Here is a 24,008-nt window from a genome sequence, read left to right on the forward strand (position 1 = left end):
GGAGAAAACTGATGCAAGTTATCCTTCTTGAACGTGTAGCAAAACTGGGTCAGATGGGCGACGTCGTCGACGTCAAGTCGGGCTATGCCCGCAACTTCCTTCTGCCACAGGGCAAAGCTCTGACCGCTTCGGACGTCAATGTTGCACGTTTCGAAGACCAGAAAGCCCAGCTGGAAGCCCGCAATCTCGAAACCAAATCCGAAGCGGAATCTTTGGCCGAAAAACTCGACGGACAGCAGTTCATCGTGATTCGCTCGGCATCGGACGCTGGCGCTCTCTACGGTTCTGTCACACCACGTGACGCCGCAGACGCAGCTACCGAAGCTGGCTTCTCGCTGGACAAAAAGCAAGTTGCTCTGTCCAAGCCGATCAAAGATCTGGGTCTGCACGTTGTGCATGTCATCCTGCACCCCGAAGTTCAGGTCGACATTGAAATGAACGTCGCCCGCTCGCAGGAAGAAGCAGAGCTGCAGGCTTCTGGTAAATCGATCCAGGAACTGGCTGCCGAAGCAGAAGCCGAAGCAGAATTCGAGATTGCTGAACTGTTTGACGATATCGGCGCTGCCGCATCTGATGATGACGATCTTGGCGATGCTCCCGCAGAAGCGACTGCCGAAGAAGAAACAACCGAAGAGACCTAAGTCTCCACCGGCTGAAAATCGCAGGCCATGCCCGGAATGCCCGGGCATGGCCTTTTTTATTGCACGAAGCTCCGTCATACTCACATCAATAATAACACGCAGTTCATCAGGCGGAGTCACAGGCGTGCCAATTGCAGCTGAACCCAAACAATATTTCCGGGGCGTCTCATGACTGAGCTGACGATCCTGCACAATGTTAGCCCACATATTGGCTGGGCGCCGATCAACCATCTGATTTCACTTGCTTGCCACGAATTGGGCGCAACCGCGGTTCGAGCACCCGAAAATACGTCCCGATTGTCCCGCCAAATGGCCAGACTTCGGTCACGACCGTGCAATTCCGGCAAACCTCATGTGCTCTATATCGCCATGACCGCCGCTGATCTGCGTCACGCAGTCACGTCGCCCGGGTGGCGCGATGCGCATGACAAGGCTGCCGTTTGGGTCATCGACAGCTTTCATACAGACCTCGTAAACGCACGTGATCTCAAAGGTCAATTCGACCAGGTGTTCGTCACCCGCCCCAACGATGTCAGCGCCTTTGCAACCACGTCTGGCCTGCCGACGACCTGTTTGCCCTGGGGCAGCGACGTGCTTGGGATGGGCGGGTATCAGGAACCACGCGACCTCGATCTACTGCGCGTGGGTCGCCAACCGCCTGTCTGGGAGGATGATGACGCTGCGACCACAGATTGCGCCTGCCAGAACATTCAGTTTCACGGTCGCCCCCCAATGGGGACCAGCGACGACGAAATGGCGCATCTATTCTCCTGGTATCGACGTGCAAAGTTTGTGCTGGCCTCATCCAACCTCGTTTCTCCGGCGGCCTATGTGCACAAGACCCAAGAATACGTCACCGCCCGATGGACTGACGCGCTGGCCAATGGCGCGATTGTCGCTGGCGTCCCGCCCAAAACTGATCAGACCTATTCTGATCTGCTCTGGCCCGAAGCCACTTTGGAAATTCCATTGAGCAGCCGCGCAGACGGATTGAAGGTTCTGACTGACGCCCTGCACAACTGGACGCCCGATTTGTCCCGCCATAACTATGAAATGGCGCTGGCGCGCCTCGACTGGCGTCACAGATTGGCTCAGATTGCTGAAATATTCTCGCTCCCCGCCCCTACCCTGCATAACTCCCTGGCCAAACTCAAAGGCTCAATATAATGACTGATCCCCTGTCCCGACGCAGTGCCTTGTGCCTGATGGCTGCGGCCCCTTTACTGGCCGCCTGTGGCGGCAAACGACGCGACCGCCGCCAGGCCCGCAAAGCCACCAAGGGCAGCGAACCACCGCTTTACCCAAATGAGACGCCGGAATTGCGCCGCCTGATTAATAAATACGCAGATCATTACGACGTCCCCCGCGATCTCGTGCAGCGGGTGATCATCCGTGAAAGCACCCACCGCCCCAGCGCTCGCAACGGCCCCAACCTTGGCCTGATGCAGATCCAACTGCCGACAGCACGCGGCATGGGCTACAACGGCAACGCAGCCGGGCTTCTGGACGCGGAAACCAACTTGAAATACGCCGTAAAGTATCTGCGCGGTGCCTATCTGGTGGCAGACGGCAACTATGATAAATCCGTACAATGGTATGCACGCGGGTATTATTACGAGGCCAAACGTCTGGGTCTGCTGAAAGAAACCGGACTACGCCCGTAACAATCGGTCGACCAAGCAAGTCAACTGCCGACCATCCTCACAAAAAACGGGCCGTCCCTGCGAACGGCCCGTCGTTAATCATGTTAGCCCTGTCTATTCGTCCGACATCATTTTCCAGATCGCGGCACCAATCGCCGCGCCGATCAGCGGTGCCACCCAGAACAACCACAGCTGCCCAAGCGCCGGACCATCAGCAAACAACGCCACACCTGTCGATCTCGCCGGGTTTACCGACGTGTTGCTGATCGGAATGGAAACCAGATGAATCAGCGTCAGTCCCAAACCAATCGCGATTGGCGCAAACCCCGCAGGTGCGCCGCTGGACGTAGAGCCCAGAATGATGATCAGAAAAAACGCTGTAAGCACAATTTCAGCAACCAGCGCGGCCACCATGGAATAGCCTTGCGGAGACGCATCACCATACCCGTTGGACGCAAATCCGCCCGGCCCCGTGAAACCTGCCGCGTTTGACGCGATCACATACAAAACCACCGCCGCAACAATGGCGCCAACAACCTGAGCGACCCAATACGGGATCAAATCTTTGCTTTCAAAGCGTCCCGCAATCATCAATCCCAGCGAAACCGCGGGATTAAAATGCCCGCCTGAAATGTGGCCAACTGTAAAAGCCATTGTCATAACAGTCAGGCCAAATGCCAGACTGACACCCAGCCATCCGATGCCAACATCTGCAACACCTGCCGCGAAAATCGCGCTGCCGCAGCCTCCAAATACCAGCCAAAATGTTCCAAAAAACTCGGCCATCAATTTCTTACTCATGTGCACTTCCTCTGCTCCTGAATACCAACACAGTAACCAAAGCGTGATCGCTCAAGCGAGGGGAAAATACCAATTGCCAAGTCACGCGATGTTAATTAGCGAATAATGCGTGGGTCATTCCGTGAAATAGATTTAAATATCAGATAGATACAGACCATCACTCGTACGGTCTGTCATGCTCATCTGTCACTGTTCGATCACGTACAAATGAAAAAGGCCCGAGGCCTTTTCAGCCCCGGACCCAAAATTTCGCATCAAACTCAGTGATTATTCTTCGTCGAGCGCTTCAACTGCTTTTTGAAGATCGTCTTTAGAAACTTCTTTGTCAGAAACTTCAGCCAGTTCGAAAACATAGTCTACAACTTTGTCTTCGAACAACGGCGCACGAAGCTGCTGCTGCATCTGGGCGTTCTGCTGAACGAATTCAAAGAACTGACGTTCCTGACCCGGATACTGGCGCGCCTGATTCATGATCGCCTGCGTCATCTCTGCGTCGGACACTTCAACCTCGGCCTTCTGGCCCAGCTCAGCCAAAAGCAGGCCCAAACGCACGCGGCGTTCGGCCAGTGTCGTATGTTCGTCAGTTGTTTCGATTTCCGGGTGATCGTGGCCTTCCACGTCCGGGTTTTCTTCGTGCCACAGCTGGTGCGCAATCTGACCGGCTTCGGCTTCAACCAAAGAAGGTGGCAGCTCAAACGAAACCAGGCCGTCCAGCTGATCCAGCAATGCGCGTTTCATAATCGCACGTGCCGCACCCGAATATTCAGCTTCCAGACGCTCGCCGATCTGACCTTTCAGACCTTCCAGGTCTTCTGCTCCGAACTTTTGTGCCAGATCATCGTTGATCTCAGCTGCAACCGGCTCTTTCACCTCTTTTACAGTGCAAGAGAACACGGCCTCTTTGCCTGCCAGATGCTCGGCCTGATAATCGTCTGGGAAAGAAACAGTAACTTCTTTCTCTTCTTCGGCTTTCACGCCAACCAGCTGCTCTTCAAAGCCGGGGATGAACTGGTTTGATCCCAACACCAGCGGAAAATCTTCGGCCGCGCCGCCTTCGAACTCTTCACCGTCAACTCTGCCGACAAAATCCATAACGACCTGATCGCCGTCCTTGGCTTTCGATCCTTTACGGCGTCCTTTGAAATCTTGCGCGGTTTCGGCCAGATTGCCGAGCGCCTCTTCAATGCCAGCGTCGTCAGCCTTGACCACCATTTTCTCCAGAGTGATGCCTTTCAGCTCAACTTCGGGAATTTCTGGCAGCGCTTCGTACGACATATCAACTTCAACATCGTCTCCGGCTTTCCATTCTTCGCCGTTCTTCATCTCGACCTTAGGCTGCATAGCAGGTCTGTCGCCAGACTCCTCGAAATGCTTGCTCATGGCGCCATCGATGGTTTCCTGCATCGCTTCGCCCATCAGGCGCTCGCCATACTGCTTTTTCAGCAGTGGCATAGGAACTTTGCCTTTGCGGAACCCTTTCATCTCGATTTCAGGCTGCGCTTCGGACAGCTTTTCGTTCACTTTGTCTTCCAGCTCGGAAGCGGTAACAACGATATTGTAGCCGCGCTTCAGGCCTTCGTTCAGCGTTTCGGTAACCTGCATCGGGATTCCCCATAAGTAGCGGCGCGCGGGCCCCGCCCACGCGCAATAAAATCTGAGTTCTTCTAGAGTCCAACGTGCGCTTGCGCAAGGGGCATTCGGTCGGTTTCTGACGCCTCAGACGCGGTCCAGCCAAACATTCAGAACTTAAAGCGCGCACCGAGCATATAGTGGTTTGCGCCCCGATAAGACACAGCACCGGTCGTGTCAGTCAAATCATAGTCCCGGTATCCGAAATAGGCCTCAATATTCTGGTCATCAAACTTTTGAACCACACCAAAACCAACAGCATCGCCTTCTTCGCCAGCGATAAACCCATTGCTTTGGAAATAATCAACCGCAACCGCCGTCGTGCCAACGCCGAACCATTTTCGAATGATGCCCGCCTTGGCATAGAAATAGTCGCCGCCGCCATCAACGCTTCCGCCGGCCAACGTTCCATTCACGCCACTGGGTTTGTGCAACACAGCCACAGAGCCAACCGTTTGCTGTCGTGTCCCTGTGCTCGTATCCGCCCAAGCTGACCCCAGCCCAGCTTCAAACGCCACGTCGTCATTTCCACCTTTATAAGATGCGGAAAGATCGTAATACGTATTGTCATCACCGGATTTCAAAATCTCTTCACCAACAGACGCGGACAAGGTGAACCCGGAAAAGCTTGGTGTGTCATACCGCAATCGTCCACGCCGCCCTCCATCCAGATCCGTAAAGACGTCGCCAACTTCCCGGGTGGTCAAGGCGCCAGCCGCATTTCGAAACAGAAAAGATCCGGCAGAGTCAGCTATGCCCGCATAGGCGACAAGATCCGTGCCCGAGAAATCCTTCTGACCTATGCCGTCCGTCGACATGCTGCCCTGGCCAACATAAATTTTACCCCAATCTCCAGCATACGAAATATCGACTTTACGCAGTTTGGTAGCGTCCCATTCCCAATCAGGTGTCGATATCTGCGATGTCGCGCTGGACGAAGGCAAACCCAATGCCGTTTCGAAATTGAAACTCAAACCCTCTGTGTTGAACATATCGCGCACCCAAAATCCGACGCGCGTGTTTGAATGGTCATTGTCCGTCAAATAATCATTCGAGCTTACGCCGTCATCAAACGACAAAAAGGTCGGGTTAATATGTCCATAGAAATCGACCGGAACCGTCTCTTGTGCGGAAGCCATGAATGCGGGCGCCATAGCAAGAACGGCACTTGTCGCACCAAACGTAGTATGCTCAATAAATCGCTTCAAAATCATCGATTGGTCTCCAAACCATACACTTCATAAAAGAATCTGAAGCGTATCATTGCACCACCCTATGTCCTCAGTATGGCGCAGAAAGGTCAACGAAACAATCAATGCGGGAATTTTTTTGTTGTGTGATCTCACTTTAGTGTTTTCTGATCGGCTTTTGACTAATGAAAAGACCATTCAATAACACGACCAACAATAGGGTAATTTCCGGGCGCTCGACGCAAAAAGCAGCGCCCACGGGCACTGCTTTGTGTATCGGTTAAGCCAATAAACCCAAGAGCCGTCCATTCAGCTCGTCTGTTGCGCAACCTGGGCAGCGGTATCCTGAGGCATATGTGTGTCGGCAAGCCGGTTAACATCCGTGTGCGGAAAGAACTCGACCCAGACATGCCAGAAAAGCCCGGACCGCAGTGTTTCAACCCGCTCAAGCTTACCTTGATCGCTGTCACCCCAAAAATCGCATCGTGTCACCGGCTGTCCGCTGTCATTATACCACGCCCCCAGACTTTCAAATTTGGGGTCATAGCTTAGCACAACGTCGCGCCCACCAACCTGAGCATTCACCAGATTGTCGTGATCCATCACAAAATCATCTGTCCAGCACACGGCATCGGTTCCCAAAGTGATCCCCCAGACATATGTTTTGTTAGGCAGGCGCGCGTCAAAATGGGTCATGTTATCCATCACGGGCGCTGCTTCCTGATGCTGGCGCTCAATGCCCCAGCCAAATACGATCCCCATCACCATATCGAACAAACGCAGCAGCGGATTGGCTGACGGTTTGTTCAGAAACACTTCGCCTTCGGGATAGGCTTTTTGAAAGGCACGGAACGACATTCTGAACGTGGGCCAGGGTTTCATCGCCATCGATGGCTTCATCGCGCACACCGCTCCGTTATCTTCGGTTTGCGCATCTGCGTCTTTGAAGCCATAGATATGCTGAATTGGCTCGCCGGAAACATTGTCGCGCAGGATCAGGTTATTGCCGTGCTGCGCCAACACTTCCAACTTAAGGTTTTGCCCTTCGATCGTCGGTGTAAATCCGATCCCCAGATTGGCCATGGCGCAATAGGTCATCACGACATCTGCGCCGTCCAACCCTCGCTGATCGCCTGCCAAATGCGGCCGCATCATCTGAGCGTCCGAGTGGGCACGCGCATGTCCATTATTCTCAAACACCATCACGCTGGCCGATGGGTTGATAAAATCCCGTGCCTCTTTAATCGGATAATACTCGGCCTTGGTGCTTTGATTGCGCAGCCCGACATGCACCCAAACCCATGGGAAAACGTACAAAAACGCGACAACAGGCAATGCGATCCAAAACACCCAACCGAAACCGCCGCCAAACGCATACGCCACGATCATCACCAGCACGGACAACGCCCCAACCGCAATGAATTTATACTCATGGCGGATAAACCGCACGGTATTTTCGCGTTTCACCTTCAAGAGCATTTGCGACACGTCACCAAGATCGCGGAAGTACCAAAACCCAATCACAAACGACGTGATCATCCCAGCGAAGAACAGTAGATGTGCCATCATTTCAGCCTTAAATCAGATATTTAGCGTGTGTCAGGTCGCCAAAGCCAGTGCGTAAAGTCTTCCTAGAAAAAGAACTTTACACCGACATAGGGCCCGTGCTGATCAACATCATATGCAAACCCGCCGCCCAGATTGCTGCTGTAATCAACGCTCAGGTAACGATACCCAAAGGTCAGCGCGACATTCTCCCATGGCTGGTAATCAAATCCCGCATTCACAGCCGCCTGCAGATCGTTGCCACCGGCCCCGAAACCGCCCAAATCTGCGGATGCGACCGTGGTCCACTTCTCATTCAGACGCCACATGCCTCTGAGCCCGACCACAGGCTCAATCCAGCTTTCGTCACCTCCAGCTGTTGCCGGTCCAACAGTGAGGGTCTGCTTGATCGAATTCCAGCGAAGTCCACCTTGAACATCAATTGCAAACGGCTGACCGCTTTTGGTTGTTCCCGAGTTGACTCGGTAGGCGCCCAAAACGCCAAACCACTTTTGCCGCACGTTGACATTAAAAGCCGCCCCGCCAGGTCCAGGAAGATTACCGCTCTGTTCAATACCCGCGTAATTGGCATCCAGAATGATCCCAAAATCTCCGTTCCAGCCTTCGTAGCGCCCCGCCAGCGCAAAATCCAGGACATCCAGCAGATCACCCAGACTTAGATCAATGCTCGCTGTGGTGCCGCCAACTGTTGAATCCCCCCAAGTGCGCAATGGCGCGAACATGTAGACTGCCAGCGCATGGCGCCATCCATTGTCTTCGGATTGCCCGGGCGCTGGCAGAGACTGCGCATTTGCTCCGCCGGTGGCCGAAACAATTCCGGCGGTCGATAAAAACAGGGCTGTCAGTAAATTCGATTTCATGGCTCTCTCACTTTCGCGGATTCAAATTCCGCTTGAATGGGTTGAGTGTAGTGGCCGGGCACGAAATTGCGCTGCCCGGCCATGCTTTCTATTTTTGTACAGCGGCCCGTTTGATTTTCCAGGCGTCAACAGCCTTGATTGTTTCAGGTCGCAGATTTTCAATGCCCTCATAGGGGATCCCGGTGGCGTGTTCGACATCGGGATACAGTTGCTTGCGGGCCAGATGACGCCCCAAAACCCGTACCATCTCCTGACCACCCCATGCACCAACTTCGGTCGAAATCGGATATTCCTCTCTGGTGTCCCAATACAAGTTATAGAATTTGGCACCGATTGGGTTCTCACCCTTTGGCGGTACTTTCAGCTTCAGCTGGTCTTTGATGATCGCTTCCGGCACCACGTCAGAATACACAATCAAACTGTCACGGCGACCTTTTCCGGCATCAGCGAACAAAAGCGACGCCGACTGATCGATGCTGTCAATAATCCGATCTCTCGGGATCAAGTGCGTGGCCCCGGCAAACCGGATCAGCGTCTGGTACATGTCAGACACATGGAACATATTGTTCACGATACCATCTGCTTTGATCATGCCCGGCCACCGGATAAAGGCATCAACCCGAATACCACCTTCAGTCGTGTCCGCCTTTCCGCCCCGGAATATCATCGCCGAAAACCCGGATTGCGGTGAATACTTGGTAAAGTGTCCATTATCGCCCGAGAACAGAACGATGGTGTTTTCAGCCAGCCCCAGCTTATCAAGTTCGGCAAAAATCTCGCCCATCCATGCATCCAGCTGCTGCATTTTCTCCACGTACAACCCGCCATTGGCAGAATCATACCCATCGCGTGTGCTGCGCGTATTGTGCAGCGGTAGAAGTGGCCAGTATTGCAGAAAAAACGGTTTATCGCCTTTGGCCAGAACATTCAGCGATTCAATGGTTTGATCCTGATATCGCTGGTTCATTTCATCATATTTTTTGGCGGTCCAACGTTCGCCTGCCTCCATATGTACTTCGCGGGCTTTTTCGCCTTTGGCGGCTTCAACCCCTGTGACCATAGTGGAGGAGTCGGGTCGGAAAAACGCATCCAACATGTATTTTGCATCATGATCCCGATTGCCAACCACAACACCTTCCTTGATGCCGTCATCGTTAAATATCGACAACTGACCTTGCTGATGAATTGGAAAGGCTGCCCAATCAAACCCGTTATTCTGCGGCCATGATTGTTCGATGTCACCCATATGCCATTTGCCAACATGTCGCGTGGCATATCCCGCCTCAGACAGAACTTCGGGCAAAATGACTTCATCACCCCGCAATCCAAATCCAGCGATATCAACGGCCGTGTCCCCCATGCCCTGACGCGCCGGAAAACGCCCCGTCATTTGCGCAACGCGGGTCGGTGTACAGGATGGCTCAGTGTAAAACCGCGACATCCGCATGCCTTCGTCAGAGAACTGATTGATATTAGGGGTTTCATACCCGCGAATAGCATTCAGTTCCGGAATACCCAGATCGCCAAACCCGACATCATCAATCAGAATGTTCAGAATATTTGGCGGCTTTCCGTCGTTTTGTTCTCGAAAATCTGCAAGCATTTGGTCGACGGCCGCGTCATCTTCCGCCCATTGCTCAGCATGTTGCGCCTGAAGTATATAAAACTCCGCGTCCTGAATGATTGGCGCATCTTCAGCCGCAGCGCCTAGCGCCGCCGCTGAAATAGCCAAACTTAGAATAATTTCTCTTCTCATAACCGTCAGCCCCCTTCGACCGTTTTTGGTTTTTTAGCAGTTGCCAAAATTTCCGTTTCAAGCCCACGGATTGAATCCCTCAGATTTTGTAAGGATTGCGGCTCAAGCGTTGCTTCCTCTTTTTCAAGAATGGCCGCCAACGCTTCCAGGTCACAACAAATCTCGTCCAAAAATGGATCTTGCAGACGTTGATCAGCTATCTGCGCATAAAGCGCAGGAAACCGACTTTTTATCTGAACCGACTCTGTCATGACTTGTATATCCGGGAAAACCTCTAGTTGTGATTTCGCTCTGGTTCCAGCCTAAGAGATTGCGCAGGCCTCTGGATAGGTACGTGCATGTATGTTACCGTAACAAACAGCGATCCGGCAGCGCGCACGAATGGATAAAAGGCAATAAAATCATGGTGAAGGCGCAGGGTCAGAAAGCAGAACGCAAATCACCACTTGTCTGCTCAAAGACTGAAGCAGAAGACGCTGTTTCCCGGATATTGACGTCTCCGGAATTCCGTCAGGCAAATCGCCTTAAGGAGTTCTTGTCGTATGTTGTGACTGAAACCGTCGATGGCCGCGGCGCCGAAATTTCAGGGCGCACCATCGCTCAGGACGTGTATCATCGCGGACACACCGGAAGCGACAGTGACCTAAGTGTCGTGCGAGTGGATGCAGGTCGCCTGCGGCGCCGTCTGGTCGAATACTACTCAGTGACCGGACAATTTGAACCTTTCCAGATTTCGATCCCCACAGGGTCATACGCACCGCTTATTTCGAAAATGCCCTCTACTCAAATCTCTGATCAGAAACCAACCGTCACACCAATATCGAACAAATGGACACTTTCTTTACTGTTCTTGATTTTAGGTGGGGCAGTTACGTTCGGCGTCTATTTTCTGGCGGATCGTCACGACCAACAAAACAGCGTCACAGCAACACCGTCTGGTGAAGACCAATCCGCCGCGCGCATGGCTCTTCTGGGTAAGTCCCCCGCCTCGCTTCAAGCGGTCAATCAAGCCGAGCAAGCCCGCGCATTGTTGTTCCCTGCACTTGATCCAAAACGGCTTTTGATTGTGGCCCGATTGTTCGAACATGCTGTGGAATTGGATGATCAGTATTACGGCGGCTACGCTGGCGCCGCTCAGGTTTATGCCATCCTCAGTGTTCTTTCGCCTTCAAAAGAAAAACAAATCGCTTTGTCCGAACGGGCTGTCGATTTTGCGGAACGTGCCATCTCGCTCAGCCCGACATCCGGGTGGGCACAATCCGCTGCCGCACTGGTCGCATTATGCCAAAAGGACTTTGTCCGGGCCAACCGGCGCTCAATTGCGGCCACGTCACTTTCCCCTCAGGACAGCTATGTTTGGGAGGTCGATGCGGTAATTGCGCTTTTTTCAGGTGAATTCGAACGCGCACTTTCCAGCGCGGACCCAAAGCAACTTCTCAATCGCTCAGACGCCCGCTCCCCCAATCGCAGCATTCTGGGGGCCGCGTATTTTCACTTGAGTAATTACAAGGGTACCGTCAACCAATTTGAAGACGCCATCGCAATGGGCGATCCGGTCAGCCAGGTTTCAGTTTTTTATCTGGTTGCAGCTTATCAATCATTGGGTCAGGAAGAAAAAGCTCAGGACATGGCGCGGTATTATAAACAGGCTTGGCCAAACCAACCCGCTGAACAATTTCTTGCTCATGTTTATCACCCTAAAGTTGACCTTGCTCACGCGGTTTCGCTGGTTTCTCAGGCAGGGTTAACCTGGCAAACAGCAGACTGACGACACACAATTCGGGTTGAAAATGGGCTTTTCTGTCAAAAGACGTCCGCGCGCCCTGCCCTCAATCAAATAATTGAAAACGTTTAGACGTATAGGAGCATCCTCTGCTCTGGCAATAATTCACTTGCCACACTAATCCGATATTACCTGACTAAATTTATCGGGTTTACATACCTGATTGTTTTACTAGGAATACCCAGGACGAGAATGATTTGCAGTGGCGTCTGGAATCGGGAAACGCGACCATGACTGGAAAGAAACCAGAAATGCACCTGTCGAAAGGCAACGACCGGGTGCGACTGCCCAACAAGCTGCTCGACTTTCCGCGGCCCAACAACCTGTGCCTGGAAACAATTCTAATACGCATTTCCGACCGGCAAGAGGAGGCAAACAGATGAACACGTCACCCGCACAAACGCCCGCCACCACGCCCACATGGGCGGCGACCGAGTTGACCCATGGCGGTCAGCTTGCACAAATTCGGTTGGGCGAGCAGGAATATGTGCTGCGCATTACGCGTGCCGGAAAGCTGATTTTGACAAAATGACGTTAGCTGCTCAAAAACGTGGCGCGGCACCAGTCGGCTATCTGGGTGATCTTGATCCAATCGAAGTTGGCGCAGTGCGCGGGTTGCGCGCCTGGAGCAATGGTCCTGACGGAATTCGTCAATACGAACAAAGCTTTGGCGACAGAGTTGACCGGAAAACGACACATGTCCTTTGCCAGTCGTTAACAAGCTTATGCGACCTCTGCTATCGCCATGGCCGACGCCCTTTGATGCGTCATCACACTGATTGCAAGTGTCTGGGTGCCGACGAAAGCTGTTTTGCCAATTTTGTGGCCGCAGCCACCGCAGGGCAACGTGAAGACGCAATGCTAATGGCCTGCCTGATTGTACGACCCGACTTTGCCCCCAGCCTGATTGGCCTGGCTGAAAAATTCGGCGTCGCCCTGGCGCGGACGGCTTTGCTCAAACGACCACCTCACAAAACTAAAAACGTTATCCAATTCCACTAAAGGGACAAACCAACAATGAAACGCATACTTCTTGCATCTACCTTCATTTGCCTTGGCGCTTCTGCCATGGCCGCAACCAAGGCGGATGTGCTGACCAACTATGCAGACATCGCTGAAGCAAAATTTGAAGACAGCCTGATCACGGCCAAAGCGCTTCAGGCCGCGGTGAATACGTTGATCAAAGCGCCAACAGGGGCAAACCTGGAGGCCGCCAAAGAAGCATGGATCGCCTCTCGTGTGCCCTATCAGCAAACAGAGGTATATCGTTTCGGCAACGCAATCGTTGACGACTGGGAAGGCAAAGTAAATGCATGGCCGCTGGACGAAGGTTTGATCGACTATGTCGACAACAGCTATGGTGGACCTTCGGATGAAAACGAATTCGCGGTTCTGAACGTAATCGCGAACCCGACTTTCTCGCTGGGCGGTACAGACATCGACGCGTCTGAAATCACTCCTGAACTGCTGGAAAGCACCCTGCACGAAGCAGACGGGATCGAAGCGAACGTTGCCACTGGCTACCATGCCATCGAATTTCTGCTCTGGGGCCAGGATCTGAACGGCCACGGCGCAGGCGCCGGTATGCGCCCGGCGTCTGATTACGCCAGCGGCGATGACTGTACCGGTGGCAATTGTGACCGTCGTGCACAGTACCTTGTGGTAGCAACAAACTTGCTGGTGTCTGATCTGGAATTCATGGCGGCACAATGGGCCGCGGGTGGTGCTGGTCGCGCAGCCGTGACAGCGAACGAAGACGCTGGCATTGTGACCATCCTGACAGGCATGGGATCTCTGTCCTACGGTGAACAGGCCGGAGAGCGCATGCGTCTGGGGCTGATGCTGAATGACCCCGAAGAAGAACATGATTGCTTCTCGGACAACACGCACAACTCGCACTTTTATGATGGTCTGGGCATCCAGAACGTCTATCTGGGCAAATATACCCGCGTAGATGGTTCAGTTGTGGAAGGTGCTTCCCTTTCCGCGCTTGTGGCCGCCGCTGACCCGGCGCTTGACGCCGAACTGACCGCCAGGCTGGACACAACAATGTCCGCACTGAGCGCGATGAAATCTGCTGCAGACGGCGGTATGGCGTATGACACGATGCTCGAAGCTGGCAATACAGAAGGTGAAGCCCTGATCATGGGCGGCGTTAACGGTCTTGTAGATCAAACCAAATCAATCGAACGCGTTGTCAAGGCTCTCGACCTTGGTAACGTCTCCATCGAAGGCTCCGACAGCCTCGACGATCCAAACGCCGTGTTCCAATAAACACGACAGCCGGGCGCGCAGGACAACATCAGCATACCCGGCAATTATCTGAGGAGACACCGAATGATCGTTTGTCAACATGTGGGCATTCATGACCGAACGTTCAACGCTGCAAGAAAAGTTACGCCCTGCCCATTTGACCCCAAAAAGCCGGTAAGGTTCTGTTGAGGATATGGAACAAGCGGAAAAGCTAATCAAACAGATCGTTTTCCTGGGCGTCTCTTTACATGGAAACGCGGGAATTCTGCCAAAATGGACGAAGCCGACTAGCATTGTCTCAGTTCTTGCGCTGGCGGCCTCCGTGGCCAGCGCAAATTCTCTGAACAACACGTCACCCAAAGCGAACCCACGCACCGAAGCCGAAATTGCTCGTATCCTTGAGGCCACGCAACCCACCACAGACTTTTCCCAACCCGAGACCTTCGAAAGCAAAAGTGGCGGAGCCACAACGGTGCCTTCACGCAAAGATCATGAAGCGTTTTCGCAACCCTCTGCCAACCTGACACTGGACCGCGAGCTTGATTTTCTGGTCGGACAGGGTTTGTTTAATAAAGTTTGGGTGACCTCTCCCTCCTCCACCAAGGCGTCAGACGGGCTTGGCCCGCTTTACAATGCCCGCTCCTGTCTGCGCTGCCACATCAATGACGGGCGCGGTCATCCCCCGGAAAACGCCGTCGACACTGCGATCTCGATGCTCGCACGCATCTCCGTCCCCGGCGGCGAAACGTTTGGCATTCCCGGCTACCATCCAACCCAACCTCATCCCGAATATGGCGGTCAACTTCAGGATTTTGCGCTGGCTGGAATGGCGCCCGAGTTCCAGCTTGGCATCACTTACGAGGAGATCACCGTTCACTTGTCCGAAGGTGAAACCGCCAAATTGCGCCAGCCGGCTTATGATATGTCCGATCCAGGCTATGGCGATTTTGGTGCGCAGGCCATGTTCAGCCCGCGCATTGCCCCCCAGATGATCGGCCTCGGTCTCCTGGAAGCCATTCCAACGACCGATATTCTGGCCGGTGCTGATCCCGACGACGCCGATGGAGACGGCGTCTTGGGACGGGCCAATATCGTTTGGTCGTCAGAGTTTGATCGCCCAATGCTTGGCCGTTTTGGTCACAAGGCCGGAATGCCCACGTTACATGAACAATCCGCAGCCGCGTTTTCCGGTGATATAGGAATTTCCTCACCGCTGTTTCCAAAGGCCTCTGGCGATTGCACAGCGTCGCAATCCGATTGCATCAACGCCCCTCACGGAGACAACGACGTGCGTGGCAACGAAATCGATCAAATCGCAATGGACCTGCTTACACTTTACACCCGAAACCTTGCGGTTCCCGCACGCCGAGATACAGGCAACCCATTGGTATTGGACGGGAAACGAGTGTTCTACGAAACTGGTTGTATCGCCTGTCACACGCCTAAATTCGTCACCCACAGACTTCCTGAGCAACCAGAACAAAGCTTTCAGCTGATCTGGCCCTACACCGACCTGCTGCTGCATGATATGGGCGCGGGGCTTGCCGACAATCGCCCCGAAGCCGTCGCCGACGGACAGGAATGGCGCACCGCACCGCTTTGGGGAATTGGGCTGACAAAACAAGTCAGCGGACATACGTATTTCCTGCATGACGGCCGCGCGCGTAACCTCCTCGAAGCGGTGCTTTGGCACGGTGGCGAGGCAGAACCACAACGCGACGCCGTGATCAAAATGCCTGCCGCTGATCGCGCCGCCCTGATTGCGTTTCTGGAGAGTCTCTGATGGTTCGACTAGTGACCGCCGCCCTGTTGTTTCTGGCCCTGCCTTGTGTCGCGCCTGCTGCCCCTGATCTGGATGCGCTGAACCGTGCGACCGTTCACACCCATATCCTGCCAGCGGTCGACGCATTTCAGGCCTCCGCCATGGCAATGTCTGATGCCGCAACACAGGACTGCGCACCAACATCCCCCCCTCTGATCGCGGCCTTTCATGACACGTTTGATGCATGGACCCGGATGAGCCACCTGCGCTTCGGCCCCACCGAAACCAACGACCGCGCTTTTGCCATCGCATTCTGGCCAGACGGGCGCGGCAAAACGCCCAAATCGCTGGCCGCCTTGATCACCTCTGACAATCCGGACCGTCTGGAAAGCGATCAGTTTCAGAATGCCTCGATTGCAGCCCGCGGACTATATGCCCTGGAGTTCATGCTGTTTGATGCACCAACCATGAACACCGGCGCGGCACCTGCCCGTTGCGCCCTGATCCGCGCCATCACCACTGATCTGGCCGAAAATGCCACTGGCATATCCAATGACTGGCTTGACAATTACGCTGAAAAACTTCTGACCCCGACGCCCGATGGTCTATATCGCAGCACCGAAGAGGCCACTCAGGAATTGTTCAAGGCGCTTGGTACGGGTCTGCAATTCACGTCCGATACACGACTTGGCCGCCCTCTGGGCACTTTTGACCGCCCTCGCCCCAAGCGCGCCGAGCTGCGCCGCTCAGAGCGTTCTCTGAGACAAATCCAAATGTCCCTCGAAGGCACACGTGGTCTGGCTCTGGCATTGGCCTCAGAAAACCCCGGTCTGAGCGACCATTTCACCGCACTTTATGGCGCCGCGTTTGAAGTGATCGAACAACTGGACGATCCGACATTTGCCGGGGTCGCGGATATCCAGGGGCGGCTTCGCGTGGAAATATTGCAGATCTCTATCGACGAAATCCGCGAACTTATGACGCTGGAACTTGGTCCGGCTCTGGGCGTCAGCGCGGGCTTTAATGCCCTTGACGGAAACTAAAAATGAAGACCCGACGCAGCTTTTTGACAGGCTTGCTGGCCACCGGTTTACTGCCCTCCCCTACATGGGCAGATGTCGGGGCCCCTGCATTCCTTAGCGCCGCCAAAACCCCGTCAGGCGCATTTGTTCTGGTCGGCATAAACTTGGATTTCTCCGAAGCCTTTCGCCTGCCGCTCCCGGCGCGCGGTCACGCTGCGGCGGCCCATCCCATCCGTCCCGAAGCCGTCGCATTCGCCCGTCGCCCGGGCAATTATGCGCTGGTCATCGATTGCCTCAATGGCGAGATACGTGCCCGGCTTGATGCCCCGCAAGGCCGTCATTTCTTTGGCCATGGCGCTTTCTCTGCGCAGGGCGATGTCATGTTCACAACCGAAAAGGACTATGAAAACGCGCAAGGTATGATTGGCGTCTGGGATGTCAGCAGCGGCTACAAACGCATCGGCGAATTTGCCTCGGGTGGCATTGGACCGCACGAGATTGCCCAGATGCCCTCCGGCGACGCATTGGTGATTGCCAATGGTGGCATCGAAACGCACCCTGACAGTGGACGCACCAAGCTGAATATCCCGACTATGCGACCGAACCTGACCTACGCCACCTTTGACGGCACGATCACAGATCAAATCGCCCCACCCTCCGAATTGCATCGCAACTCTATCCGACACCTCGCAGTCAGCACGGATGGGACTGTGGCCATTGCAATGCAATGGCAAGGCGACAAGCAACAGATTGTGCCGCTTGTGGGTACGCACACTTCCGGGGACACCCTGAATATGTTTGACGCCCCCAAGGCGCTGTGGCGTGAAATGCAAGGCTATGTCGGCAGCATCGCCATATCAGGCACAGGCAACCATGTGGCCACAACCTCGCCCCGCGGAAATATCGCGGTGGTCTTTGATACAACACGCAACAACGTCACCGATACGGTTTCCATGGAGGACGTTTGCGGCGTCGCCGTGCAAAATGGCCAAATCATAGCGACATCCGGACAGGGCTTGATTACCACGCTTTCCGGGTCAGTGCATACGCGCTCCGACCTTCAATTTGATAACCATCTGGTCCAAATTCGCGCGTTTTAAAGACCGAGCGATGTTTCAATCCGCTAGCACGGATTTTCCATTGCTCCCAAATACGACGATCACCAGAAACTAATCGGGATACTTAACGTCAACATGGCGTCGCTCGTTTAAAGACAGGACCGCCGCATCAAATATCAACGCGGCATCCCGGGCATCCGCCAGCGTCGAAAGCGGTGCTTTCCCACGCGCGAGACACTCGTCAACAAAATACTTATCCACGTGCAGGAAACTATCCCAATAGCCGCCATCATCCCAAAGCGGCTCAGTTGGTACGCCATACTTGATTTTGTCCCAAGTGGCGACGCCGGTGCCTTCAGTGCCCATGACTTTCACAAGGTAAGACCATGACTCGCGAGAATGGTCGTCGGTGGCAAAACTGCCCCACAGATTGGCAATCTGCCCGCCTTCATACATTGCGGCAATGCCCATCTGATCAATGGCAGAAGGGTCTTCAAAATGGGTATTACTGCCGGTCACCGAAACAGATTTCGGGCGGCCCATCACAGATAGCAGAACATAGATATGGTGCACGAACAGCTCGCGCATCATATACGTGTCCGTCATGCCGTAATGTGGCGGATGAGCGTTGTTAAACATCACCCAAAAGTTCAGAATGTGACCAAGGTTTCCGGAATGAGCATGGTATCTCAGACGCCTGACATCTTCTGAATACAGATAGTTATGTGACGGCATGCAGATCCGGCCTGCCTCTTCGGCAATTTTGGCAAGTGTTGCAATTTGCTCGGGCGTTTCGCAAACAGGCTTTTCCAACAGAACATGTTTTCCTGCCTGTAGCGCGCTTTTGGCGATGTCAAAATGCGTCGGCGTACTTGACGTGATCACAACCGCGTCGATGTCGCTGGCACCCAACAAATCATCAAGCGACTCATAGGCCTGCCCGCCATTTACACCGCAAAATTCCTGCGCTTTCGAATACGTTCTATTCCACGCGCCACCAATCAGGTCCGGTTCAATCTGCCTGAACGCCTCGGCATGTACCTGCGCAACGCGACCCGTACCAATAATCCCAAGCTTCATGATGTCTCCTTCGGTATGCCACACACAGGCGCGACCAAATGATCGGCCCTGAATAGTCAACTTGTGGGCCAAGGGTGATTTTGGCGCGATTAAACACCAAATCCCCCAGCCCGTGCGCTTAAGCGTCGGGTTCTGATCGCAACATCAAGTAACGCTGCCGCGGCTTGTTCTTAAGATAGTCCTCACGCGCCTCCTGCGTGCCCGGCGTCTCAGCAATCTGCGCGGTCGCCATGTCCCACCAGGAACTGGAGTACCCCGGAATGCGCTCATGCCAGTCCGTGCGCACATAGATCAGGCTCGACGCAGAACTCGCGCGGGCTTTGTCCAGCGCTGCCGCAAGCTCTTCGCGGCTTTCAACCTCAATAGTATCCAGCCCGAGCCCCTGCGCCACCTTCGGCAAGTCCAGCACAATGGGTTCGCCGTCATAACGACCCGATTGTGTCCGATAACGATAGTGGCAACCATAACCCTCTGATCCGACCTGTTCAGACACCCGCCCAACAGACGAGAAACCCTGATTGTCGACAAGGACAAAGATCACCTTCATGCGCTCTTGAGTGACAAGCGCAAGGTCAGCAGGGTTCATCATAAAAGTTCCGTCGCCAACCATACAGTAGACTTCGCGATCCGGCGCAGCCATTTTTGCGCCAATAGCGCCGGGGATTTCATACCCCATGACCGAATTTCCGTATTCAACCTGATAAGACAGCGTTTCACGGCAACGCCAGACTTTTTGCAGGTCTCCCGGTAACGATCCTGCAGATGTCACGATCACATCTTGTGGATCAGTTGATGCTTCAACGGTTCCGATGACCGCTGATTGGGCAATGGGTTCAAGATCCATCTGATAGAGTCTCTGAACCTCTGCATCCCACCACGCATTATGGTCCGCCATTTCCTTGCGATACGCGTCACCTGTATCAAAGTCTGCCAACAGCGAAAGCAGATCTTCCAACGTGGCCTTAGCGTCACCGGTCAAAGGAATGGCGGCATGCTTATAGGAGTCCAGCTCAAACGTGTTGATGTTGATAAATCGCACATTCGGATTGGCAAATATCGACTTTGACCCCGTCGAAAAATCCGTCAAACGCGTGCCGATGCTCACCACAAGATCCGCTTCAGAAGCGACTTCATTTGCGCCTTTTGTACCCGCGACACCCGCCGCACCCAAACTCAGCGGATCATCATACAACAAAGACCCTTTACCAGCGTGCGTCTCGGCAACAGGCACGCCCGTTTTGGCCGCAAAGTCACGCAACACACCTTCGGCCTGCGAATACCGCACGCCGCCCCCGGCCAGGATTAGCGGGCGCTTTGCCTGCTTCAGCCATTCCGCCGCACGCTCAATCAGCGCCTTGTCGGCACGATTGCGCGGAATGGTCCAAACACGCTTATGAAATAACTCTACGGGAAAATCGTGGGCGAAGGTCCCGACATCCTGCGGGATGCCAAGGAAAACCGCCCCGGTATCTGCTGGCGACGTGAGAACTCGCATGGCTTCTGGCAAAGCTGTGATCGCCTGTTCCGGGCGGGTCAAACGGTCAAAATACCGAACCACAGGCCGAAACGCATCGTTGACAGATGCTTCTTGGGAATACTCTGACTCAAGCTGTTGCAACACCGGCGCTTGCACCCGCTCTGAAAAAGTATCGCCCGCCATAATCAAAACAGGCACGCGATTGATTGTCGCCGTCGCCGCCGCCGTCACCATATTGGTCGCACCCGGCCCGATCGAAGACAGAACCGCCATACACTGTGTGCGGTTCTTCATTTTGGAAAATCCGACGGCAGTGTGAACCATGCTTTGTTCATTACGGCCAAGGTAATACGGCATGTCATCGGCATACTGCTGACTGGCTTGCGCCACACCGCCAATATTCCCGTGACCAAAAATACCCCAAAGACCAGCAAAAAAGCGGGTTTCGATCCCATCCACTTCAACATATTGGTTAATCATGAATTTGACGATGGCCTGACCCAAAGTCAGTCGGATTGTTTCACCTGTCACGTGACACCCCTCTCCAATTTTTCAACATGTCATTGCGGTAGTCTCAAAGGAGTAGCCTCTAATAGCAACCCTTGCAAGGGCTTGCACAAATTCTGATTATTGATACCATATAGAAGCAACAGAACCTATTTTTTACTGTTTTTATGCAAAAAACACGAATGAAAACTTAGCAAGGGCTTGCAACATGAAGGGAAAATTTCGTGAGTAGCTCGCCGAAAAATCTCGACGTCGTCACAATTGGTCGGGCCTCCATCGACCTTTACGGAGCCGAAATCGGGGTTGATCTACCAGAAGCCACTTTGTTCAGACGCTCCGTCGGTGGCAGCCCGACAAACATTGCAATTGGCGCTTCACGACTTGGCCTGCGCGCAAGCCTGTTGACGCGTGTCGGTGACGATCAGATGGGATTGGCGATTTTACAATGCCTGAAGAACGAAGGCGTGGACTGTTCTGCAATTAAAGCTGATCCTCAACGCCTGACCGCGCTGGTATTGCTTGCCGTACAGGATCACAAACACGCGCCGCACCTTTTTTATCGGAGCGATTGTGCCGACATGTCCCTGTGCGAATCTGACGTCACACAATGTCTGATTGCCCGCACAAGATCGATAGTCTTGACCGGAACCCATTTTTCCACCGCAACCGTTTCGGCGGCCAGTTGGCGCGCTATTAAGCTGGCAAAAAAACATGGCGCGCGCGTAATTTTTGATATCGACTTTCGCCCGTCTCTGTGGGGGCTGACCAGTCATTCAGAAGGCGCTCAAAGAACGGGTTTGTCCTCAGCGGTTACCAAGGCATTTTCCAAAGTCATCACCGCATCCGATCTGGTTGTTGGCACAGAAGAAGAGATTTGCGCAGCCACCGGACGGGAAGAAGTCGCTGAAGCATTGTCTCAAATTCGCAGCCAGTCTGACGCAATTGTGGTCTGCAAACGCGGCGCGTACGGGTGTGACGTTTATCTAGCCGGAACAGACAACGTTGGTGCAAGGCCCGTTCAAGGCCAGCAATTCAGCGTCGATGTCGTCAATACAATCGGCGCCGGCGACGCCTTTATGGCAGGCTTTTTGCGTGGCTACCTGAATGACGAACCCCTGCAGACATGCGCAACCTACGCAAACGCCAATGGTGCAATTGCCGTCACCCGTCTGCTGTGTTCACAGGATTACGCACATTGGCCTGAACTTAAAAAATTCATCGCACCTGACGAAACCTCAGACCCAGAGCGCAGCAAAACCCCCATGAAGAACTTCTTTTTACTGGCGTGCGACCATCGCAGCCAATTTCGGGACATTACTGACGACCTCGGCACCGACCACAGCCGGTTTGGCGCTTTTAAGCAACTGGCCGTAAAAGCGGCGCAAGACGTTGGTCAGCACATCCCGAACACAGGCGTCATCATCGACGATGAATATGGAACAGATGCCCTGTTTGATGCCGGCCGTAATGGCGTTACCGCCGCCCGCCCTGTCGAAGTTCCCGGTTCGCGCCCTCTTGAATTTGTAACAGGAAAAGACGTCGGCTCAGCCCTAATCGAATGGCCACGCGATCAAATTGTCAAATGTCTTTGCCACTACGATCCATCTGATGAACCGGCCTTGTTACGGACACAACAAGACAGAATTTTACAAGTTTTCGAAGCCTGCCAACGCACCGGCCACGCGTTTCTTCTTGAGATAATCCCCCCCGCCAAGGCGGGTAATCGCATTGAAGCAGTGACCAGGGCGCTCGCGCAGATCTACGCGCTTGGCGTCAAACCCACCTATTGGAAGCTGGAGCCGTTTGTGGATACACATAATTGGAACCGGATCAATGAAATCGTAGAACAAGAAGATCCAGACTGTCGCGGGATTGTCATGCTTGGACAAGCCAACACAACCGAGCAACTTGCCGATGCCTTGCGCGCCACGGCAGAGGCCCCGTTAGTGATCGGGTTTGCCATTGGCAGAGCGATTGTCGCAGAGCCCTTCCAAGCCTGGATCGAAGGTAAAATCGACGATGACTCCGCCGTGGCCCAGATGTCGAAAAAATTCCGGAATTTCATCGAAGTATGGAACGAGAGCCGACCCGATACGGCGCAACAAACCGTAGGGAGCTAAGTTGATGTGGACACTGAACGACCTTCACCACAAATCTCGTCCCCCCAACTCCGATGGTTTGGTGCATCACGTTACGCCCGAAACCGCGAAATGGGATTACACGTTCTTTGACGTCTACAAACTGAAACCTGGGCAAGCCATATCCCGGACAAACGACGGTTTAGAAATATGTGCTGTAGTTATCAGCGGCGCTGCGCGCTTTACAACCGACGGGTTGGCAACGCAGGAAACAGACCACCGCCATGGCCCGTTTGATCGCAAACCATGGGCCATGTATGTCCCACTCGATCAATCATGGGACGTGACTGCCGTAACCGATCTGGAAATCGCAATTTGCGGATCAGTGGCAGAAAACAAAAAAACACCCTTTGTAATTGCTCCGGGTGATCGGTCCGTCGAAACACGCGGCAAAGGCAACAACATCCGTCATGTGATTGACCTTCTTCCAGCTGACCGGGATCTGGCAGATCGTCTTTTGGTGGTCGAGGCAATTACGCCTCCAGGGTGCTCTTCCAGCTATCCGCCCCACAAACACGACCAGGACAACATCCCCCATGAATCTCAACTGGAAGAAGTCTATTATTACCACATCAGACCAGAACAGGGATTTGCGTTTCAAAGGGTTTATACTGACGACCGTTCCCTAGATGTTACTGCGTCACCTGAAAACGGCGATGTCATGCTGGTGCCAAAAGGATACCATCCGGTTTCCGCACCCCACGGGTATGAGCTTTTCTACCTGAACGTGATGGCTGGCCCCAAGCGGGCATGGCACACAACGACCGCCGCCGAACACGTGTGGTTGCTGGACACTTAAGGGCGTTAAAACGCCATATAAAAACTTGCTCAAGCTGAGCGAG

The 24,008-nt window shown here is 53.9% G+C and carries 21 protein-coding genes; 12 read left to right on the top strand and 9 right to left on the bottom strand.

Going from position 1 to position 24,008, the window contains the following annotated elements:
* Positions 1-11: 11 nt before the first annotated feature.
* The 3 genes from rplI (at position 12) to ABJI08_RS03870 (ending at position 2,305) form a co-directional block, all read left to right on the top strand.
* Positions 12-641, top strand: a complete 630-nt coding sequence (gene rplI / locus ABJI08_RS03860) for a 50S ribosomal protein L9 (protein WP_348400499.1) — start codon at positions 12-14, stop codon at positions 639-641.
* 168 nt (positions 642-809) lie between these two features.
* On the top strand, positions 810-1,808 hold the full coding sequence (locus ABJI08_RS03865; protein ID WP_348400500.1) for a hypothetical protein: 999 nt from the start codon (positions 810-812) through the stop codon (positions 1,806-1,808).
* Positions 1,808-2,305, top strand: a complete 498-nt coding sequence (locus ABJI08_RS03870) for a lytic transglycosylase domain-containing protein (RefSeq protein ID WP_348400501.1) — start codon at positions 1,808-1,810, stop codon at positions 2,303-2,305. The genes ABJI08_RS03865 and ABJI08_RS03870 overlap by 1 nt, the downstream gene beginning before the upstream one ends.
* A 93-nt stretch (positions 2,306-2,398) precedes the next feature.
* On the opposite strand, the gene aqpZ is transcribed toward ABJI08_RS03870, so the two are convergent.
* From aqpZ to ABJI08_RS03905, 7 genes are all read right to left on the bottom strand, one after another.
* Positions 2,399-3,085, bottom strand: a complete 687-nt coding sequence (gene aqpZ, locus ABJI08_RS03875; protein WP_348400502.1) for an aquaporin Z — start codon at positions 3,083-3,085, stop codon at positions 2,399-2,401.
* 267 nt (positions 3,086-3,352) lie between these two features.
* A complete protein-coding gene (tig, locus tag ABJI08_RS03880) occupies positions 3,353-4,687 on the bottom strand; it encodes a trigger factor (RefSeq protein WP_348400503.1) in 1,335 nt (444 codons plus the stop codon).
* Between the two features lie 137 nt (positions 4,688-4,824).
* Positions 4,825-5,928 (bottom strand): porin, encoded by a 1,104-nt coding sequence (locus tag ABJI08_RS03885; RefSeq protein ID WP_348400504.1) that lies wholly within the window; start codon positions 5,926-5,928, stop codon positions 4,825-4,827.
* A gap of 285 nt (positions 5,929-6,213) precedes the next feature.
* Positions 6,214-7,470 (bottom strand): DUF3179 domain-containing (seleno)protein, encoded by a 1,257-nt coding sequence (locus ABJI08_RS03890; protein ID WP_348400505.1) that lies wholly within the window; start codon positions 7,468-7,470, stop codon positions 6,214-6,216.
* A 65-nt stretch (positions 7,471-7,535) separates the two neighbouring features.
* Positions 7,536-8,330, bottom strand: a complete 795-nt coding sequence (locus ABJI08_RS03895) for a hypothetical protein (protein WP_348400506.1) — start codon at positions 8,328-8,330, stop codon at positions 7,536-7,538.
* Between the two features lie 88 nt (positions 8,331-8,418).
* Positions 8,419-10,086 (bottom strand): sulfatase-like hydrolase/transferase, encoded by a 1,668-nt coding sequence (locus ABJI08_RS03900; RefSeq protein WP_348400507.1) that lies wholly within the window; start codon positions 10,084-10,086, stop codon positions 8,419-8,421.
* Positions 10,087-10,091: 5 nt separating this feature from the next.
* Positions 10,092-10,337: a hypothetical protein gene (locus ABJI08_RS03905; protein WP_348400508.1), complete on the bottom strand. Its 246-nt coding sequence runs from the start codon at positions 10,335-10,337 to the stop codon at positions 10,092-10,094.
* A gap of 152 nt (positions 10,338-10,489) precedes the next feature.
* On the opposite strand from ABJI08_RS03905, the gene ABJI08_RS03910 reads away from it, so the two are divergent.
* From ABJI08_RS03910 to ABJI08_RS03940, 7 genes are all read left to right on the top strand, one after another.
* The gene (locus tag ABJI08_RS03910; RefSeq protein WP_348400509.1) at positions 10,490-11,854 is read left to right on the top strand and encodes a hypothetical protein; all 1,365 of its coding nucleotides are present in this window, start codon (positions 10,490-10,492) and stop codon (positions 11,852-11,854) included.
* A 394-nt stretch (positions 11,855-12,248) separates the two neighbouring features.
* On the top strand, positions 12,249-12,401 hold the full coding sequence (locus ABJI08_RS03915) for a hemin uptake protein HemP (protein ID WP_348400510.1): 153 nt from the start codon (positions 12,249-12,251) through the stop codon (positions 12,399-12,401).
* Positions 12,398-12,871: a hypothetical protein gene (locus tag ABJI08_RS03920; RefSeq protein WP_348400511.1), complete on the top strand. Its 474-nt coding sequence runs from the start codon at positions 12,398-12,400 to the stop codon at positions 12,869-12,871. The genes ABJI08_RS03915 and ABJI08_RS03920 overlap by 4 nt, the downstream gene beginning before the upstream one ends.
* Positions 12,872-12,886: 15 nt before the next feature.
* Positions 12,887-14,143 carry an imelysin family protein gene (locus ABJI08_RS03925; RefSeq protein WP_348400512.1) on the top strand — a complete coding sequence of 419 codons (1,257 nt, stop codon included), beginning with the start codon at positions 12,887-12,889 and terminating at the stop codon, positions 14,141-14,143.
* 172 nt (positions 14,144-14,315) lie between these two features.
* On the top strand, positions 14,316-15,905 hold the full coding sequence (locus ABJI08_RS03930; protein ID WP_348400513.1) for a di-heme oxidoredictase family protein: 1,590 nt from the start codon (positions 14,316-14,318) through the stop codon (positions 15,903-15,905).
* Positions 15,905-16,927: an imelysin family protein gene (locus ABJI08_RS03935; protein ID WP_348400514.1), complete on the top strand. Its 1,023-nt coding sequence runs from the start codon at positions 15,905-15,907 to the stop codon at positions 16,925-16,927. The genes ABJI08_RS03930 and ABJI08_RS03935 overlap by 1 nt, the downstream gene beginning before the upstream one ends.
* A gap of 2 nt (positions 16,928-16,929) precedes the next feature.
* Entirely contained in the window at positions 16,930-18,006 is a 1,077-nt protein-coding gene (locus ABJI08_RS03940) for a DUF1513 domain-containing protein (protein WP_348400515.1), read from the top strand.
* A 69-nt stretch (positions 18,007-18,075) separates the two neighbouring features.
* On the opposite strand, the gene ABJI08_RS03945 is transcribed toward ABJI08_RS03940, so the two are convergent.
* Positions 18,076-19,044 carry a Gfo/Idh/MocA family oxidoreductase gene (locus ABJI08_RS03945; protein ID WP_348400516.1) on the bottom strand — a complete coding sequence of 323 codons (969 nt, stop codon included), beginning with the start codon at positions 19,042-19,044 and terminating at the stop codon, positions 18,076-18,078.
* A 118-nt stretch (positions 19,045-19,162) separates the two neighbouring features.
* Positions 19,163-21,052 (bottom strand): 3D-(3,5/4)-trihydroxycyclohexane-1,2-dione acylhydrolase (decyclizing), encoded by a 1,890-nt coding sequence (gene iolD / locus ABJI08_RS03950; protein WP_348400517.1) that lies wholly within the window; start codon positions 21,050-21,052, stop codon positions 19,163-19,165.
* 200 nt (positions 21,053-21,252) lie between these two features.
* Here iolD and iolC point away from each other — a divergent pair, with 200 nt between their 5' ends.
* Together iolC and iolB are read left to right on the top strand one after the other, a co-directional pair.
* A complete protein-coding gene (gene iolC, locus ABJI08_RS03955) occupies positions 21,253-23,148 on the top strand; it encodes a 5-dehydro-2-deoxygluconokinase (RefSeq protein ID WP_348400518.1) in 1,896 nt (631 codons plus the stop codon).
* Positions 23,149-23,152: 4 nt separating this feature from the next.
* On the top strand, positions 23,153-23,965 hold the full coding sequence (iolB, locus tag ABJI08_RS03960; RefSeq protein ID WP_348400519.1) for a 5-deoxy-glucuronate isomerase: 813 nt from the start codon (positions 23,153-23,155) through the stop codon (positions 23,963-23,965).
* The last annotated feature ends 43 nt before the right edge of the window (positions 23,966-24,008 follow it).

It is taken from the genome of Shimia sp., from assembly GCF_039969785.1.
Lineage (GTDB): Bacteria > Pseudomonadota > Alphaproteobacteria > Rhodobacterales > Rhodobacteraceae > Shimia.